Here is a 16,443-nt window from a genome sequence, read left to right as displayed (position 1 = left end):
CTTTTGACCGTTTGTACGGCTCTATGACAAACCTCCCCAGTTAGAGAAGCGCTCCATAACAACTCACCCTGAGCCAGAGACGGGTTGATCAGGATGTCTAACCAAAGCAGGATTAGGCTTTGGGGCTTATCTTGTTAAGTTTCTTAACAGATGTGAATTAATTTTTGCTTAAACGGCGATCGCGACTTGAGCAACTTTGGCCAAACCAGCGATCGCTCAGATCGCTTCCTCCTAGCTGGCAACTCAGCGTTGGGGTAGCGATGGTGTTAAAAAACGGAGAAAACAAGATGGTAACGGCAGGTCTAGATCCTCAATTACAACAAACGCTGAGTCAGTATGAAAAGCTCAGTCCCGACGAGCAGCTAGCTTTCCTTTGGTATGTCTACGAAGAAATGGGTGAATCCGTGACGCCAGCAGCGCCAGGTGCCGCTTCTGAAGGCATTGCCGAAGGTTTATTTAACCAGGTCAAAGCCCTTAGTTTTGACGAGCAGCTAGAAGCCATGCGGGCAATGCTTAACCCTCAAGATACTCAGCTCAGCCGCGAATACGGTTCTTTAGAGCGCAACACTAAGCTAGCTTTTTGGTATCACCTAGCTCAAGGAATGACCGACGGCACCATTGTGCCGATGCCAGATGACTACACTAAGCCTGAATCGGTTAATAAGCTCTTGCTGCAGCTTGTAACTTTGGAGTTTGAGCAGCAAATTACGTTTTTGCGTGAGGCCGTTGCTCCCACTGGAGCCGAGCCTAAAAGCGGTGCAGCCGTATAAATTTCGCGGCTAGTACCCAAAAGCCGCGATCGCCTGCAAAAGCGATCGCGGCTTTTGCCGTACTCAAAATCAGTAAGGGTTAATTTCGCGGCTCAGGTAACTGACAAAACTTACGCACCCGATCAAATTCTGGATCTTGCCACGAAAAAGCAAAGTGGCTGACCGAGTTGATTTGAGGAGCTGCCCTTTGAATTGCCTGCATCTGGGTTTCTAACGCTGGTCGGTTGCCAAAAGCTTGTCCCCAAGCCCCAGCGATCGCAGGCTTCACCGCAGTGGCAGCGCCTGGGCCAGCTTGCGCTATTACCTCTCGAATTTCACTCACAATGCAGCTAGTATCACCGCATACGCCATAAGCCATAGGATGCCAAGCCATCCAGGTAGGAAAACGATTCCAATGCTGCAAGCGTGAATCATAGCCGCGCGCCCCTACAGGCCGATTACCGCCCGGAAAAAAGACGGCTCCTACCGGAACACCTTCTCGCTGCACAGGTTGGGCCACCTGCTCTAAAAAGTCCACTACCCCCTGTACGGCATGCGCTACACTCAGCAACCAAAGTTCTTGCTGTAGTTGAGGACGCTGCACCGTCGTCGGCAGTCCATTCCCGCTTGTAGGCGGCACCCGACTCTGCCACATCGGTTCGCCTTCACCTGGGTACAAACGGTTGATTTCGTCAATATCGGCATCAGTCAAGTAGCCTCGCCGCAGATAGCGACGGATTAGCTCTAGTCCTTTATTATTGAGGGCACGCCGATAGAGAGCCTGCTGAGCAGAGTTGCCATAAATCCACAAATCGCTGACATCGTCCGCCACCGAACCTGTCCCCGTACCGCGCGGATAACGAATATAGTCAAACAGCATCCCGTCTGGGTTACGCTGCACCACAGCCTGGGTCAAACGACGAAAATCTTGCTGAGCCAATGGACTGTAGGGGTCAACAAAAACCTCTTCGGGATTGCTTGAAGCTCCTCTAGCCGCATATGAAAGGGCATCTTCCCCTAACCCATTACGGGCAATAACTTGTTGACGGTCGGGGCGCTGCGCGTAGGAATAGCCAAAATTAAGGGTAAACATCCAGGCAGAGACGTCTAGCCCTCGCTGATGACCTTTTTCAATCGCTTCAGCTAGCAAATCACGATGCTCGTAACCTCTGGCTTGGACGATTGAAGGCCACACCGTTGGGTTACTGGCAGCAGGTAACAATACCTGACCCCCATAAAAAACTTCTACATAAACGTTGTTGTAGCCCAAATTAACAATGCGATCGAGCACAGCTTCCAAAACGCCTGACTCTAGATCGCAGGGATACAGCCTAATCCAGGTTGCCTGTTGTTTTGGCCAGGTACGGTTACGGCAATTTTGCATTTGGTTGGCATGCTGCTGTACGAGCGCTTCGTACTGCTGCCGGACTTGCTCGTCTCCTTTAAACAAAGCTTGGCGGAGGTTTTCTTTGCGGGTAACTTCTGCCTGATTAAGCTGGCAATAGCTATTGAGTTGAGCGCTGGCTGAAGGGCTATTAATAGCAAAGCTAAGCAGACTGCCCAAAACTCCCGCCGCTATTGCAACTATCTGAAGTTGCTTTGTTTGAGAGCCGATCATTAATTTCCTCAAATCCTACTCGTCCAGATAAACAATGACGCCAACTGACAGCAAATGATTGCGGCTTTGCTAGCCGTTTAAGCCAACGAAAATTTGCTCAGGTAGATAGTCCCTTTCTCGTCGCTGAGTTTACCCTATTGATCAGCCGAAATCCGGTTGGTAGACGGGTCAGGTTCCAGGGCTTCTAGCTGCTGGCATAGCGATCGCAGCTTCATGCGCTGAATATAGGGCCACCCCCCTGATCCTTCTATGTCTCGTAACAAGTTGTAAAGTTTTTGACGGTTGTTGGGTAGTGCTTCGCTGAATAACGTGTCGCGAATATCCTGATGTAGTTTTTCTAGTAATCGCAGCAGTGAGAGTAAAGCAATACAGTCTTCCTGACGCCGCTCGGCTGCCTGTTGAACTTGCTGCGCCAGCATTTGCAAATCCTCAGAGAGAATTTCTGGCTGAGTTAACTTGCGATCGCTCATTCGATGGCACTAATTGCATTTTGTTCAACTACTTTACTCGGTCTGTCTCTAATCGGTCTAAACTTTTTCAAGTCACCAGCAACAGTATAGAGTTTAGTTGTTTTAGCAGGTAAAGATAGCGACGTCAAAAAAGTCTGATATAAACCTGCAAATCTTTCGAAATGTAAAGCGATTTCAGGTTGACTGACTTTAACGATTGAAGAATAAAACGCAGCAAGGCCATGTAGAATGCTTTATTGAGGCTTAGTCTAGCTTTTAGCAATTCTGAGAGATATTGCCGATCTGGAAAAGTTTGGTACTGTCGCCTGTCAGAGCTGATGCTGAAGTCATCGTCGGGCTGTTTTACAGTTGCATTGCTGAGCGACTAAAGCCAAATCTATTAAAAGTTGCCTACTGACAGAGACTTTATATAACCGAGGTTGATCATGAGGTATCGTGCCCTTATTGTTGCGTTTTTGGCACTATGTCTAAGTGTCCTGACTGCCTGTAGCGCGGCTCCAGCAGCTACCAGCGACGTGCCGCTAACCTATGACCAAATTAAAGATACGGGGTTAGCGAATAAATGTCCCCAACTGAGTGCCACAACTCGCGGTGCCATTAACTTGGATGCTGGGACTTCTTACCGAATTGCTGGTTTGTGTCTTGAACCCACGGCTTACTTTGTTAAAGAAGAGCCTATCAGCAAGCGCCAAGAAGCCGAGTTTGTACCGGGTAAACCCCTAACTCGCTACACCTCCAGCCTGGATCAGGTTAATGGTGATTTGGTCGCTGAAACAGATGGTAGCTTTACCTTCTATGAAAAAGGCGGAATTGATTTCCAAGCCATTACCGTACAACTACCCGGTGGAGAACAAATTCCCTTTTTGTTTACGCTTAAAGGTCTAGTCGCTCACTCGCAGCCGGGACTTAATACCATTAACACCTCAACTGATTTTGAGGGGAGCTACCGAGTGCCTTCTTACCGCACTTCCAATTTCTTAGATCCAAAGGGACGCGGTTTGGCAACAGGCTATGACACAGCGGTGGCGTTACCCGCCCGTGGCGATAGTGAAGAACTTCTGCGGGAAAATACGAAGGCGTTTGATATTGGAGAAGGTAGCATTTCGCTGCAAATCGCTAAGGTAGACAGCTACACGGGTGAAATTGCTGGAACGTTTGAATCCATTCAGCCTTCTGATACTGACATGGGAACCGCTGCTCCAGATGAGGTCAAAGTGCAAGGCGTCTTTTACGGTCGCATTGAGCCAGTTGAAGCGTAAGGGTCTGTCCTGATTGCGTTGAACTTTGCCACTAAACCTATATTAGAGACGGGGAAAGTCAGTGATTTTCCCCGTCTTTGCATAAGGGCAGAGGGCAGAGAAATAGATATGAGTGTCCTTTCAGAGGCTGCTATTTAGATCCGCAATAACGCTGTTGTAATCGGCTGAGGTAGAATCGTAGGCTGAATAGGTCTGAAAGAGACAGGTCTTAGTTGATGACTTATGAGGGCACTGCTCAAAAAGTTTAGTTAACTAAGTTATCAAGGTAGGTCTAATCAGGCTTGAGGCATTTTACTGCTTCTATCTCAGATCTACCTGGCTGGCTAAACCTGATCTGTGGGGCATTCTTACCCTTTCCTGAAATCGTTATGCCTATCACTCAAAACGCGCTAGATCTAAAAGGACAAACGCTTGAGCTGCTGCAATCTTACCAGCGATCGCCCTCGCCGCAGTTGCGTAACCGCCTCGTTAACCTCAATATCGGCTTAGTCCGTCGTGAGGCCCATCACTGGCTCAGGCATTCTAACGAGTCTTTTGAAGACTTAATGCAGGTCGGCAGCCTGGGTCTGATTCGAGCAATTGAGCGCTTTGATGTTGTTAAAGGTTACGCGTTTAGCTCTTTTGCCATTCCCTACATTCGCGGTGAAATTCAGCACTATCTACGCGATCGCGGCTGCTCTATGCGGATACCGCGACGTTTACAAACGCTTCAACATCAGTCCGCTAAAGTTATTCGACACTTGCAAGAAACCTTAAAGCGTTTTCCTACTGATACCGAAGTGGCAGCGGCGCTTGAAATCTCGATCGAAGAATGGCAGCAGGTCAAGCTAGCTAGCCGCAACCGTGCCCTCATTAGTTTAGATGCCCCTCTGCAAGACGATGAAGCCGGTTCCTCTTCTTTGGGTGAGCTACTGCCTGATCCTAAATATCGCAGCTTTCAGTTGGCTCAAGAAGATCAAATTCGTCTTCAGCAAGCGCTCTCCAAATTAGAGCAGCGGACGCGAGAAGTTTTAGAGTTTGTTTTTCTTAAAGACTTGACCCAAAAAGAGACTGCCGAGCAGTTGGGGATCAGCGCCGTGACCGTTTCGCGTCGAGTCAAAAAAGGATTGAAGTCGTTACGTCAGCTCATGATGGGTAGCGAAACTAACTCAGGTGACGATATCGATTCCATAGATTGAGTAATCTCTCAAATTAGCAACTACAAACTTGTTGCGATTGAGCCGAGATAGGTTATCTTTGAGGGGTTAAGGGGCAATACCCCTGATAAAAATTACTACGGGTTAAATGTGGGGAGGAATCTAGCGATGCGTCGCCTTCTCAGTGGAGTGCTAGTTGGAGTCGGATTACTGTCCCTTTCGGGGTGTGGTTTTGTCAATAACTTGCTAGGTCGCAATCCTGAGCCAACTCAGGAAGAGTTACCAAGCTTAGATGGACAACCTATTCAAACCACCGAAGAACCCGAACCTGACGAAGAAGGGTTTGCTGAGCCTATTGTTCCTGCTGGCCCTAGCGCCGCAGCGATCGCCAGTGCAGAACTCATCCAGTCTACTGACCCCGAAGAAAGGGTCAATCAGGTACTTAAAAATCGCAACGATCCGTTCGCGACCGTACCGATTCCGCCACCGCCCCAAGTCGTTCCCCCTCCGCAACAGACTCCCACCGCTAGCTCCCCCAGCGGTGCGAGCGGCGGCAACAACCGCCCTCCGTCTCCAGGAGGTTTACCACCCGTGGCGACTCGACCAAGCGGGTCTTCAACCAGACAGGGAACAGGCACACCGGGGGGGGCTGCAGGAAGTTCGGCCAATAGACCCGGTACAACGAGTCCTCAACAAACCATACCAACGCCTTCGCCTATTCAACCCCTACCTGTACTCCCTCGCCCTGAGTTGGCGACCGAGGTTCAGGTTACCGGAGTTGTTCAGATTGGTAACAAAGCCCATGCTATTGTTCAAGCCCCTGGCGAAACGACGAGTCGCTACGTCAGTGCCGGACAGCGGCTATCAAATGGTCGTATTTTGGTGAAGCGAATTGAAGTGCGCGAAGGCATTGAACCACGGGTTATTTTAGAAGAGAATGGTATTGAAGTAGCTGTCACGGTTGGTAGTTCAGGTGCGCCTGAAGCGAGTGATCAAGCTTCTCTACCAACTCGTACCCTCTTGCCACTCTAATTTTCAGCAGTGTTTATTGCAGCAGCTTTTCAAGCCATTAACTTGAAAAGCTGCTAATTTTTTTAAAGCTTATAGGCGACAAGCTGGTCAATTTCTGTTGCAAAAATTTTGCTTTGGCAATAAAAATTAAATCTTTAGGACTATCGATTTAGCCCGTCAAAATAGTACGCTGTTGAACAAGTCTTTGACTCACTAATGACCATAATATTGAGCTTTCAAGAAGAGGAATAATTCAATGGTTCAACGTGGTTCTCAAGTTCGGATTTTGCGTAAAGAGTCTTATTGGTATCAAGAACTCGGCAACGTAGCGTCAGTTGATCAAAGCGGTATTCGCTATCCAGTCGTAGTCCGATTTGACAAAGTCAATTACGCAGGAATTAATACCAATAATTTTGCCGAAGACGAATTAGAAGAAGTGACTGCTCCTAAAGGGAAGGCAAAGTAAGCTATAACCGTAATCAGGCATTTAATAGCCTGTACAAGCGGATTAGCAAGCTAACGAGTGGTTAAACAAAGTGCCTGAGCTACCTGAAGTAGAAACTGTTCGTCGAGGACTCAATCAGGTGACGCTCAATCAATTTATCAAGGGTGGGGAAGTGTGCTTGGAACGCACAGTTGCCTACCCTTTTAATGCAGGCGATTTCTTATTGGGTTTAACTCAGCAGTCGCTCGTTCAATGGCATCGTCGTGGCAAGTATTTGCTAGGTGAACTGCAAAATTCTGCTGGGGCTGGCGGGTGGCTTGGGGTGCATTTACGCATGACGGGTCAGTTACTTTGGTTGCCTCAAGCAGTGCCGCTACAGCCTCATTGCCGCATTCGGCTTTTTTTCAATGGCGATCGCGAACTGAGGTTCATTGATCAGCGAACTTTTGGCAGGTTGTGGTGGGTTCCGCCTGACCAACCTTTAGAAAACATCATGCCTGGGTTGGCCAAATTAGGCCCAGAACCTTTCAGCAGCGAGTTTTCAGTAGCTTATCTTGAGGCGGCTCTTAGCAAACGCCAACGACCGATCAAAAATGCACTTTTAGATCAGGCGCTAGTGGCCGGTGTTGGCAATATCTATGCTGATGAAGCCCTATTTTTAAGTGGAATTCAGCCTACAGCCCTTTGTAGCCGCTTAAAGAGTAAACCGATTCAACGGCTGCATCAGGCTTTACAACAGGTGTTGGCGGCCAGTATTCGCGTCGGCGGCACAACATTTAGCGATTTTCGCAGTGTAGAAGGGATCAACGGCAACTACGGCGGCGAAGCGTGGGTGTATAACCGCGCAGGAAAAGCTTGTCGCGTCTGCGGTACGCCAATCGAACGAATTAAGCTGGCAGGACGGTCTGCCCACTATTGCCCCACCTGTCAACGCTGAGATAACGGCTTACGGGGCTGATTAAATAACGTTCAGTCCCTTCAGGCAATTGTGTCTGGAAAAACTTCGGGTGAAAACATTTTCCAAAGAACCTGGTAGTAAGGCTGATAATATTGGCTCTGCTGGGGGTGAATGTGCTGTTCAAAAGCCTTGCCCAGCAAACTAATCATCTGTCGCACCAGTTCCCAGTTAACTTTCAACGTAGGATACAGCATGACGCATAAGGGAAACAGTTCCTGGGTAATTGCTGAAATATTTTTTTCGAGTACGCAAATCCACAAATAAATCTGGAACATCTCAACATCTCGAATGCTAGAAGCTCGGACGACTTTGCTGTTTAGCGGTCCGCTGTAGCAAGCGTAGCTAGGATATAGCTGATTGACGGTAGCGACAATCTCACAAGCAATCTGACTGCTGACCGGCAGTAAGCGCTGTACAGTTTTCAAGCGCGGGTCGTTAAACTCACATTGAGCGGCAGCCTGGTAAGCTCGCTGTAGCGGCATATACAGGTGGTCGTCAATAACTTTAAAGTATTCTTCTATAACTGACTGTTCAGAGGCTTCTAATTGACTCATTAAGAGTTGCCCACAGTAATGAAACTGCATACTAACGAAGCCAATGAGTCTTGGGTCTTGCCGAGTGTATTTGTGCCGAATTCTACCTAAGTCAGAGGAAATTAAAACAGAGAGACTTTGTGGCGTCGCTCGATTAGCATAAACCTGCAAGACTTTTTCATAAACAAAATGAACGTCTTTGGCGATCGCCCACGGATCAATCAGCCGAGACTCAATTTGGTGTCGCCGCATTTCATTGGCTAGCAAAGCTTCTGTTTTATTCCATGATTGAGCGCTGACTGAACGCAGGCGGTCAACCAACTGCTGGGCGATCGCCGAACGAGGCTGAATTTCTCCGCCCAAATCTAACGACTGCTGTTGCTGATAAAGCTGCTCAACATACTTTTTAGCCCATAGCTCAGGTAAAGAAACAAGACTTTTTTCAGCCTCAAGTTTCGTATCCCAGGAAGGTTTGCATTCTACTGAATCAACCATAAGTCTGTCCTTACCTACATCTATGTCTTTGGAGGTTGAAACTAGCTAGCGTCTTTTAACCGCTTGCTAACGCCCCAATCTTGACCAAATTGGGTAGATCTCCGTAAAGTTGACCTTGACTGCAGGTTATCAAAGTCAATACGCAATTGAATGAGCCAAGTTGCTGATTCAAGCACTGTAGAAATACTTACTCGTCAGGAAAAGCTGACGCAAGACCCAACTTTTCTCGTAGTGTATTTTCTGAGGCTCGAAAACCCACTAAAACAGCTTGACCTGATTTAACAAAGAGCGGTCGTTTCAGCAGCATGGCATCCTGGGCAAACGCGTCAATCCACTGTTCGTCAGACCACGTTTTTTTCTCTTCTCCCAACGTCCGATATGACCCTCCAGAAGTATTGCGCATTGGTTTCGCCCCTAAAGCAGCCACCCAATTCTCAATTAAATCGCGACTAGGGGGATGAGTTTTGGTGTTAATAAACTCATAATCAAGGTTGCGCTCATCTAGCCACTTCAAGGCTTTCTTGCAAGTTCCGCAGTTAGGAATTCCATAAACTTGAAGCGTCATAATCTCCTCTAAGTGGGTAAAGCTAAGACAGAAGGTTGAGGGCAGAAGGCAAGCTTTTCTGCTAGCGGCTTTCAGCAATTGAAGTGTCTTAATGCTTGTAGCTCAGCTATACGTGATGACCAGCGAATCCAGCTCAACAAAAAGCCAGATAGCTTAAGCTATCTGGCTTTTGGGTTTATTCAGCTAACAATTCAAAGTCAGCGACTTAAACGGCTGCAGCTGATTTGGTTTTGGCGTCTAGCTCACCTTTGGCATACATGGCTGCATAGACTTCCACAGGCTGTTGCTTGATCTTGCTAGCATTACCAGCCGTACCAAAAGCTTCGTAACGCTCTTGACAAACTTGCTTCATGTACTTGATAGCAGGCTTCATGAAGTGGCGAGGATCAAAGTTGGAAGGATCCTTAGCTGCCGCTTCACGAATAGCTGCTGTGATTGCTAGACGGTTATCGGTGTCAATATTGACTTTCCGAACACCGCTCTTGATCCCCTTTTGAATCTCTTCAATAGGTACCCCGTAAGTTTCTGGAATTTGCCCGCCGTACTGGTTGATCATATCCAACCACTCTTGGGGAACAGAAGAAGAACCGTGCATGACCAAATGGGTATTGGGCAGACGACGGTGAATTTCTTCAATCCGGCTGATGGCTAGAATTTCACCCGTCGGCTTGCGGGTAAACTTATAAGCTCCGTGGCTGGTACCAATGGCCACAGCTAGAGCGTCTACTTGAGTCGCTTCTACAAACTGGACGGCTTCATCAGGGTCAGTTAGCAATTGGTCTTTGCTTAGAGTTCCTTCAAAGCCATGACCATCTTCCTTATCACCTTGTCCGGTTTCTAGAGAGCCGAGGCAACCTAGCTCACCTTCTACACTGGCACCGATGGCATGAGCAACCTTAACCACTTCGCGAGTAACGCTGACGTTGTAATCAAAGCTAGCAGGCGTTTTAGCATCCGCTTCTAGCGAGCCGTCCATCATTACACTGGTAAAGCCATTGCGAATTGCCGAGTAGCAGGTCGCAGGGCTATTACCGTGGTCTTGGTGCATAACCACCGGAATATGGGGATAGGTTTCCACAGCGGCCACAACCAGATGGCGGAGGAAGTTTTCTCCAGCATACTTACGAGCACCCCGGGAGGCCTGCAAGATCACCGGGCTATCGGTTTCATCAGCAGCCGCCATGATAGACAGAATCTGCTCAAGGTTGTTGACGTTATAAGCCGGGATCCCGTAGCCATGTTCAGCGGCGTGATCCAGCAGCAGCCTCATTGGGACAAGCGCCATAGATATCCTCCTAGGTCTAAGTATTGCCTTTGGGCAATGAGTCAAAAGATCAATAAGTGTTATTACCTACCAATCTTAAAGCATTTCTCGGAATGAATTTCAAATATTCAATTTCCTAGAAAGCTCATAGCCAGCTTGCTGGCCTGATAACGAAATATTGTGAAAATCTGAACTCTTAATTAAGAATATCAGAGGAAATTCCATGAGGATATGGAATCTCCTAAAAATTCTTGATCTAAACGCTAAACTGGGTCGCCTGGGATTCGAACCCAGGACCAATCGGTTAAAAGCCGAGTGCTCTACCGCTGAGCTAGCGACCCGAATAGATTTTTGCGGCAAACATTTTTTGATGTCGTGCCCGGTTAATAAATCTAGCACATAAATTAGCCCTCCTTTGCCAATCTGGGAGAAAAAATTCAGCGAATTCTGTTCAAAGTGACTCAAAAAGGTTCCGGATAGCCTTTGGCTGTACAGAGAAAACCTTTTAATTCCGTAAAAGACCTTTGAGCCATGCTCCTGCCAAAACCGACTGGTTCTAAAAATCCGTAAATTTCCTTAATCGCTGTTGAGAGACTGCGTGGCACGATAGCGGGATAGTCATGCCGCCTTTACCACGATTGAGGGTTCTATGGGTCTTGTGGATCAAAAAAGTGCTGTCTTTAAGCAGTTTATAGAACGGCTACCCCCCCACATTGTGGCCAGCTTTAGCGAAGCTCAACTGAACGCTATGCAGAAGGCTTTGGAACCTCGCGCTTGGCGACAGCATCCAGTTGATCTACGTCTGTCGGTACCCCTGCTGTGGAAACGGTTTTATGTCGTGCTGGTAGCTGGGCCGGAAAGACGGACGCCAGATCGACGCGCTTCTGATCGCTCAGCCCAGGCGCTCTGGACTTCGGGCAACCTGATTGTCATGTTTTTGGTCAGTCTGGCTGGTGTGCTCATGCTCTCAGGACTGTTACATATCAGCTCTATCAGCTTGTCGCCTTTGCTAGAGCAGCAGGAGGCGGCGCCTGTGGGTATTCCCTTTAAGGCTGATAAAACGAGCTGTGAAGAGAGCGGTCGCACTTGGCGAGAAAATCAGTGCATAGACTACGAACACGACCCTACTTTTTAACTAAGGTTTACGGCTGGTTGGCATTAACGTTTTCATAGTTTGAGGAAACATTGCGGGTTTTGAAATCAGGGTTAAATTTTGGTGGAAAGGCGGTTTCTGGGGGCGGGTTTTACAGAATGTAACTTTTACAGTGAGTGTGATGTCTCATCTAGGCTTTAGACTTTAATAAAGATTTTTGCTCGTAGGAGTTAGGATTTGCTGATCTGAAAAGTCAGATCAGCATTTTGCTTTTGCCTGTTTGCTGCCTGTTTGTTTAGTTTTATTAATTTCAAAAGCATCATGTTTCCGACACATCGCCCTCGTCGTCTCCGGAACCATCCTCAACTGCGTCGCATGGTGCAGGAAAATGCCGTCACCACCAGCGATCTGGTTTACCCTCTGTTTGCGGTTCCGGGAGAAGGCATTGCCCATGAAGTAAAGTCAATGCCTGGGGTTTACCAGCTTTCTGTAGACAAAATTGTTCAGGAAGCTAAAGAAGTTTATGAATTAGGGATTCCGGCTATTATCCTGTTTGGCATTCCTGAGGATAAAGACAACGAGGCAACGGGTGCTTGGCACGACTGCGGTATTGTGCAAAAGGCGACAACGGCTGTTAAAACTGCTGTACCTGACCTTGTTGTCATCGTAGATACTTGCCTGTGTGAGTATACGTCTCATGGTCATTGTGGCTATCTAGAAACGGGGGATCTCAGCGGTCGGGTTCTCAATGATCCCACTTTGGAACTTTTGAAGAAAACGGCGGTTGCTCAAGCCAAAGCGGGCGCAGACATTATTGCGCCTTCTGGGATGATGGATGGCTTTGTGCAAGCCATTCGGCAAGGGTTGGATGCCGCTGACTATACGGATATGCCGATTTTGTCCTATGCGGCGAAATATGCGTCAGCTTATTATGGGCCGTTCCGCGATGCGGCTGAGTCTGCGCCTCAGTTTGGCGATCGCCGTACTTACCAAATGGATCCCGCTAATGGTACCGAAGCACTCAAAGAAATTGAGTTAGACATTGCGGAAGGGGCCGATATGCTGATGGTTAAGCCCGCTTTAGCCTATATGGATATTATTTGGCGAGTGAAGCAGGCTACAAACTTACCTGTGGCCGCTTATAACGTGTCGGGTGAATATTCGATGGTGAAGGCGGCTGCGCTCAATGGCTGGATTGATGAGCAAAAGGTGGTGATGGAAACCATGTTGGGTTTCAAGCGTTCAGGGGCTGATCTGATTTTGACGTATCACGCTAAAGATATTGCCCGTTGGATTCAGGCATAGGGAATTAGTGCTTTAAAAAAAGCAGCCTTAGCCAAGGCTGCTTTTTTTTGAGGATTCAACCGCTCAAATCAAAAAATGTTTAGCAGAGCGCTAGAAGCGCTGGCGAGAGACAATTTTCTCAAAGTCTTCTTGAGTTTGCTGTAGTAGCATTTCGCGGCGATCGCCTTTGTGACCCAAAGGTGGCACTAAGTTGCGTGCTTGCAAAGCCATATGTAGCTGTAGGTGAGCCACGTATTCGCTAAAGTCTTCGCGTGCTGTATTGGACGATTGCTCTGCTTGTGGTACCAAAACGCTCTCCCCCAGAAGTTTGAATGCACTTTCAACAGTATTGACCCTATCATTCGGACTAGGATAGTGTTGCGGATTTGACAAAAAGCTTAACGCTCTGCATTAATTGGACAGTTTGGTAGGGCGCGGCCTAGGGTGAACTGAGGACGAACAAAGGTCATAGTCGCCACAGGCGTAGCCATAAACAGCGGTTAAGCGCTGTCACGGTTCGCAGGCAGAACCGTGTCAATATGTTTAAAGATGGTGGTGGCATAGGCCACTAAAGCCGTTACGCCTGGTTCGCCGGGACAGATAGACAGGGCTTCAACGGCTTGCTGCTTCTCTTGTAGGGCTGTCCAAACAATAAATTCGCGGGTCTGTAGCTGATCTAGAATGCTCAAGATGCGATCGCGCTGAACCTGAAAATTGCCACTTTCGCAGATTTGTTGCAGTTCAGCCCGTCCCGGATGTTCAAGCCGCAGTCCATACAGTAGCGGTAAGGTAATTTTACCCATAGCCAAGTCACCCAAGCCGATGGGTTCCCACATTCCCTGAAAGTCGTCAAATAGCTGCAAAGCCATCCCCAGGTGCTCACCAAACTCGCGGCAGGCTGTTAATAGCTCAGGCTGCGTTGTGCCGCACAAAGCCCCAGCTTCGCAGGCCATCGCAAACGCGGCAGCATTTTTGTCTTGCATAATCTGCCAATAGTCTTCGAAAGTTTCAGCAGTTCCTTGCAAGTCTCGATCTTGCCCACTAAGTAAGCGTAAGCCTGTTTGGGCAAAGATTTGGCTGATTTTACGGTGACAAGCATCTGGCCAAGGGGCTTGTACCAGCAGTTCGTTACATAAGGCATATAGCCCTGCACTCAGGTTGAACGCACGAGCCTCACCGACCTCAGCCCACAAACTATCTGGGCGATCTTGATCTTCCAGGTCATCTAAAATGCGCATGGCAAGGTTTAGCACTTCCCACGCTGCCGCCACTGGAATCGCCGTCTGCGGATCGCCGCCGACAGCGGCACAACTAGCTAGTGGCAAAATAGCCAACGAGCCTAAGGGCTGATCAATCACACGGCTGAGGAGTGACGTGAATGCTGGCCAATGGGCTGGACACAACTGCTGAATATATTGGCGCACTTGTGGCAGCAGTGCTTGAAACATTTGAAGATGGGCTAAATTGGCTTCGGTCAGCTTCAGTGCCGTCATAGGGTGCTTGCCTCAAGGCTTTAGTGGGAAACTGCGATTAAAGATTTAAAACTGTCATAGATACTATTGGACAATCGTCGCTGTATGCAATTCTTGATACAGTTCGGTGCGGGTTTCTAGCATCTGCAGCATCACACTGGCTCCATCCTGGAGGTGGCCCGATTCGATTCTGTCCTCAGCGGCTAAAAGCTTCATGTCGGTATCGTCCTCTACTTCCGGTGCGGCATAGTCGCTACCAAGAGCGTCTAATCCCTGCTGAGCACAGGCGATCGCAGCCTCAAAATTACCTTTGTCAACAAACTGCTCACCCAGCGTCAGCCAAGCTCGACTGCTCGCAAGAGCCAAATGAGGCGGATTTTCGGCATTGGGAGGGGCTGCTTGTTTGATTACAACCCTGCCAGTGGCTGAATCTTCTGCTAGCGTCTGCTCAACTTGAATTAGCCATTGGTTAGCATCTGTTGCTTCAATCGTGACCGGAGCTGAGGTCATTGCAAACCTTCCTTGATCAATCTGGATTGGCGACGAATTGAGGGAATCGGCCTTTTGGATAACCGTGTCTGGCGGGGCTGTGCAAGACTGTACCACAAGAATTAAAGCGATCAAGAGGCACTTTTTAAGCGATATCGCATAGGCCATAGCTGCAACCCCGGCGGATTTGCCCTAAAACCGCTATCAAAACGGCTACTTACTGCTTGTTAAGTTCGCCGCCTGAACCTTTGTAATAAACCAGGTTGTATTTGCTGCAAACAGCCTTAACAGCCGCTTCAACTCGTTCTTGAAACGTACCTTTAGCAGAGGCAAAAGTCTCGTTCCAGAGTTTTTTCATTTCGGCTTTGAGGTTTTTTTTGCCTTGTTCGTCTAGCTCTGATCGTTTTTTATTAAACTCCTGGGTGCGGCTGACGACAAACTGGCCTTCACCCGCTTGCACAATCTTGAAATGCTCGTCTTGGGTAACGAGATTGGCCAAGTCTGCCCCGCTAAAAGAAACATGGGTATGGCCACCTTCGCTTTTGTCGTAAGGATGGCTATGCCCAGAGGCCACCAGCGTTTCATCTGCGCCGACATCGCCATAGTTAGGGCTGAAGGAACCTGATTTGCCAGCAGCCCCTGCTTTCCACGAATAGGTACCGTCTTTGTTTTTAACTAAAATGCCGCCCTGCTCTTGCGACTTACCTCCCGGAAAAGATTTTTTCCAAGCTTCTAGCATTCCAGCTTTCATCGACTCTGGAATGACGAACTTTTCAGGGAGATCTTCTGTTTTGAGGTTACCTGAAGCTAGCGTGTCGAAGTTAATTTCTTCCGCTGTTTTCTGCGGTGCTTTACTGCTAGTCTGCTCTGGTTCGGAAGAGGAGCTTCTACCCATACAGCGCACCACGTTGAGCGGAGACTGTTGCTGGACTTTGACAGATTGAGGCGATTCTGTTAAGTGGGTATGGTAGCGATCGAGCAGGGCATCGGGGTGTGCCTGACGGAAGAGTCGTAGCCCAAGCTGAGACTGGGTGGCGTTCGCTTGAGCAGTGCGATCGAGAGCCGTTTGTAGATAGGTGGGCAGTGAAGACGCTGGCGCAGCGATCGCTGAGGGGTCAAGTTGACCCGATAAACCGCTGGCTGGTTCGAGGCGCGACAGAGGCGATCGCTGGGCTGAGCTGACTAAACCTGAGGTGGCAGCATTCTCTGGAAAGAGAGAAATATTTTCAGCATCAAAGTCCAATCCGGTCTTTGTCGTTGCAGCAGCCTCGGCTTCTTGTGTAGGAGCAGCCGCAGCAAAGGGGCGTGACTGTAGCTGGGTATTGGCGACGGCAGAAACTACCGCTTTAGATTTCTGGCTCTGAAAGTTTCTGCTCATAATCTAGACCTCGCGTTCGCAGAATGGACTCTCAACAAAGTTGAATGGCGTTTTCTTGGCTGATCAATGCTGATCAGTGCAGTAGATACCTAAACAAAACGGGTTTGCAGCCGCTACGATATTGAGCCTAGCTGAGGTGTAAAGCGCCTCGCTCACTTTTCTGATTGGATGCCCTTTGGGTCGGGTTGCTCCCATCTTGTCATATGCCTATCGGGGTCGTCATG

The 16,443-nt window shown here is 48.5% G+C and carries 18 protein-coding genes and 1 tRNA gene; 8 read left to right on the top strand and 11 right to left on the bottom strand.

Annotated elements, in window-relative coordinates; translation table 11 throughout:
* Positions 1-157: 157 nt before the first annotated feature.
* On the bottom strand, positions 158-286 hold the full coding sequence (locus tag ACTS3T_RS19960; RefSeq protein WP_462935459.1) for a hypothetical protein: 129 nt from the start codon (positions 284-286) through the stop codon (positions 158-160).
* A gap of 1 nt (position 287) precedes the next feature.
* On the opposite strand from ACTS3T_RS19960, the gene ACTS3T_RS19955 reads away from it, so the two are divergent.
* On the top strand, positions 288-770 hold the full coding sequence (locus ACTS3T_RS19955) for an orange carotenoid protein N-terminal domain-containing protein (protein ID WP_462935458.1): 483 nt from the start codon (positions 288-290) through the stop codon (positions 768-770).
* A 79-nt stretch (positions 771-849) separates the two neighbouring features.
* Here the strand turns inward: ACTS3T_RS19955 and ACTS3T_RS19950 are convergent, their stop codons facing one another.
* Positions 850-2,367, bottom strand: a complete 1,518-nt coding sequence (locus ACTS3T_RS19950) for a family 10 glycosylhydrolase (RefSeq protein ID WP_377961347.1) — start codon at positions 2,365-2,367, stop codon at positions 850-852.
* 134 nt (positions 2,368-2,501) lie between these two features.
* Positions 2,502-2,837: a hypothetical protein gene (locus ACTS3T_RS19945; RefSeq protein ID WP_377961344.1), complete on the bottom strand. Its 336-nt coding sequence runs from the start codon at positions 2,835-2,837 to the stop codon at positions 2,502-2,504.
* Between the two features lie 425 nt (positions 2,838-3,262).
* Between ACTS3T_RS19945 and psbO the strand changes: the two genes are divergently transcribed.
* From psbO to ACTS3T_RS19920, 5 genes are all read left to right on the top strand, one after another.
* Positions 3,263-4,096 (top strand): photosystem II manganese-stabilizing polypeptide, encoded by an 834-nt coding sequence (gene psbO / locus ACTS3T_RS19940; protein WP_377961342.1) that lies wholly within the window; start codon positions 3,263-3,265, stop codon positions 4,094-4,096.
* A gap of 368 nt (positions 4,097-4,464) precedes the next feature.
* A complete protein-coding gene (locus ACTS3T_RS19935) occupies positions 4,465-5,274 on the top strand; it encodes an RNA polymerase sigma factor SigF (RefSeq protein ID WP_377961339.1) in 810 nt (269 codons plus the stop codon).
* A 126-nt stretch (positions 5,275-5,400) separates the two neighbouring features.
* On the top strand, positions 5,401-6,264 hold the full coding sequence (locus ACTS3T_RS19930) for a hypothetical protein (RefSeq protein WP_377961337.1): 864 nt from the start codon (positions 5,401-5,403) through the stop codon (positions 6,262-6,264).
* Between the two features lie 235 nt (positions 6,265-6,499).
* Positions 6,500-6,709: a photosystem I reaction center subunit IV gene (locus ACTS3T_RS19925; RefSeq protein WP_377961334.1), complete on the top strand. Its 210-nt coding sequence runs from the start codon at positions 6,500-6,502 to the stop codon at positions 6,707-6,709.
* 70 nt (positions 6,710-6,779) lie between these two features.
* The gene (locus ACTS3T_RS19920) at positions 6,780-7,625 is read left to right on the top strand and encodes a DNA-formamidopyrimidine glycosylase (protein WP_377961331.1); all 846 of its coding nucleotides are present in this window, start codon (positions 6,780-6,782) and stop codon (positions 7,623-7,625) included.
* A 41-nt stretch (positions 7,626-7,666) separates the two neighbouring features.
* On the opposite strand, the gene ACTS3T_RS19915 is transcribed toward ACTS3T_RS19920, so the two are convergent.
* The 4 genes from ACTS3T_RS19915 to ACTS3T_RS19900 all read right to left on the bottom strand — a co-directional run bounded on the left by ACTS3T_RS19915 (position 7,667) and on the right by ACTS3T_RS19900 (position 10,844).
* Positions 7,667-8,674 (bottom strand): hypothetical protein, encoded by a 1,008-nt coding sequence (locus ACTS3T_RS19915; protein WP_377961329.1) that lies wholly within the window; start codon positions 8,672-8,674, stop codon positions 7,667-7,669.
* A gap of 187 nt (positions 8,675-8,861) precedes the next feature.
* Complete coding sequence (locus ACTS3T_RS19910) at positions 8,862-9,239, bottom strand: Spx/MgsR family RNA polymerase-binding regulatory protein (protein ID WP_377961326.1); 378 nt, start codon at positions 9,237-9,239, stop codon at positions 8,862-8,864.
* A gap of 205 nt (positions 9,240-9,444) precedes the next feature.
* A complete protein-coding gene (gene fba, locus ACTS3T_RS19905; RefSeq protein ID WP_377961324.1) occupies positions 9,445-10,524 on the bottom strand; it encodes a class II fructose-bisphosphate aldolase in 1,080 nt (359 codons plus the stop codon).
* Between the two features lie 248 nt (positions 10,525-10,772).
* Positions 10,773-10,844: transfer RNA gene (locus ACTS3T_RS19900), tRNA-Lys, on the bottom strand.
* Between the two features lie 308 nt (positions 10,845-11,152).
* On the opposite strand from ACTS3T_RS19900, the gene ACTS3T_RS19895 reads away from it, so the two are divergent.
* Positions 11,153-11,638, top strand: coding sequence for a hypothetical protein (locus ACTS3T_RS19895; RefSeq protein WP_377961321.1), 486 nt, complete (start codon positions 11,153-11,155; stop codon positions 11,636-11,638).
* Between the two features lie 279 nt (positions 11,639-11,917).
* Complete coding sequence (hemB, locus tag ACTS3T_RS19890) at positions 11,918-12,901, top strand: porphobilinogen synthase (RefSeq protein ID WP_377961318.1); 984 nt, start codon at positions 11,918-11,920, stop codon at positions 12,899-12,901.
* Positions 12,902-12,991: 90 nt separating this feature from the next.
* Here hemB and ACTS3T_RS19885 read toward each other — a convergent pair whose 3' ends face one another.
* The 4 genes from ACTS3T_RS19885 to ACTS3T_RS19870 all read right to left on the bottom strand — a co-directional run bounded on the left by ACTS3T_RS19885 (position 12,992) and on the right by ACTS3T_RS19870 (position 16,219).
* Positions 12,992-13,189, bottom strand: coding sequence for a hypothetical protein (locus ACTS3T_RS19885; RefSeq protein WP_377961316.1), 198 nt, complete (start codon positions 13,187-13,189; stop codon positions 12,992-12,994).
* A 191-nt stretch (positions 13,190-13,380) separates the two neighbouring features.
* A complete protein-coding gene (locus ACTS3T_RS19880; protein ID WP_377961313.1) occupies positions 13,381-14,373 on the bottom strand; it encodes a polyprenyl synthetase family protein in 993 nt (330 codons plus the stop codon).
* Positions 14,374-14,436: 63 nt separating this feature from the next.
* Positions 14,437-14,862 carry a hypothetical protein gene (locus ACTS3T_RS19875; RefSeq protein ID WP_377961310.1) on the bottom strand — a complete coding sequence of 142 codons (426 nt, stop codon included), beginning with the start codon at positions 14,860-14,862 and terminating at the stop codon, positions 14,437-14,439.
* Between the two features lie 196 nt (positions 14,863-15,058).
* A complete protein-coding gene (locus ACTS3T_RS19870; protein ID WP_377961308.1) occupies positions 15,059-16,219 on the bottom strand; it encodes a hypothetical protein in 1,161 nt (386 codons plus the stop codon).
* Positions 16,220-16,443: the final 224 nt, after the last annotated feature.

The organism is Almyronema sp. (assembly GCF_052168255.1).
Taxonomy (GTDB): Bacteria; Cyanobacteriota; Cyanobacteriia; order Phormidesmidales; family Phormidesmidaceae; genus Sphaerothrix; species Sphaerothrix epifaneia.
This window is presented reverse-complemented; position numbering and strand designations above follow the sequence as displayed.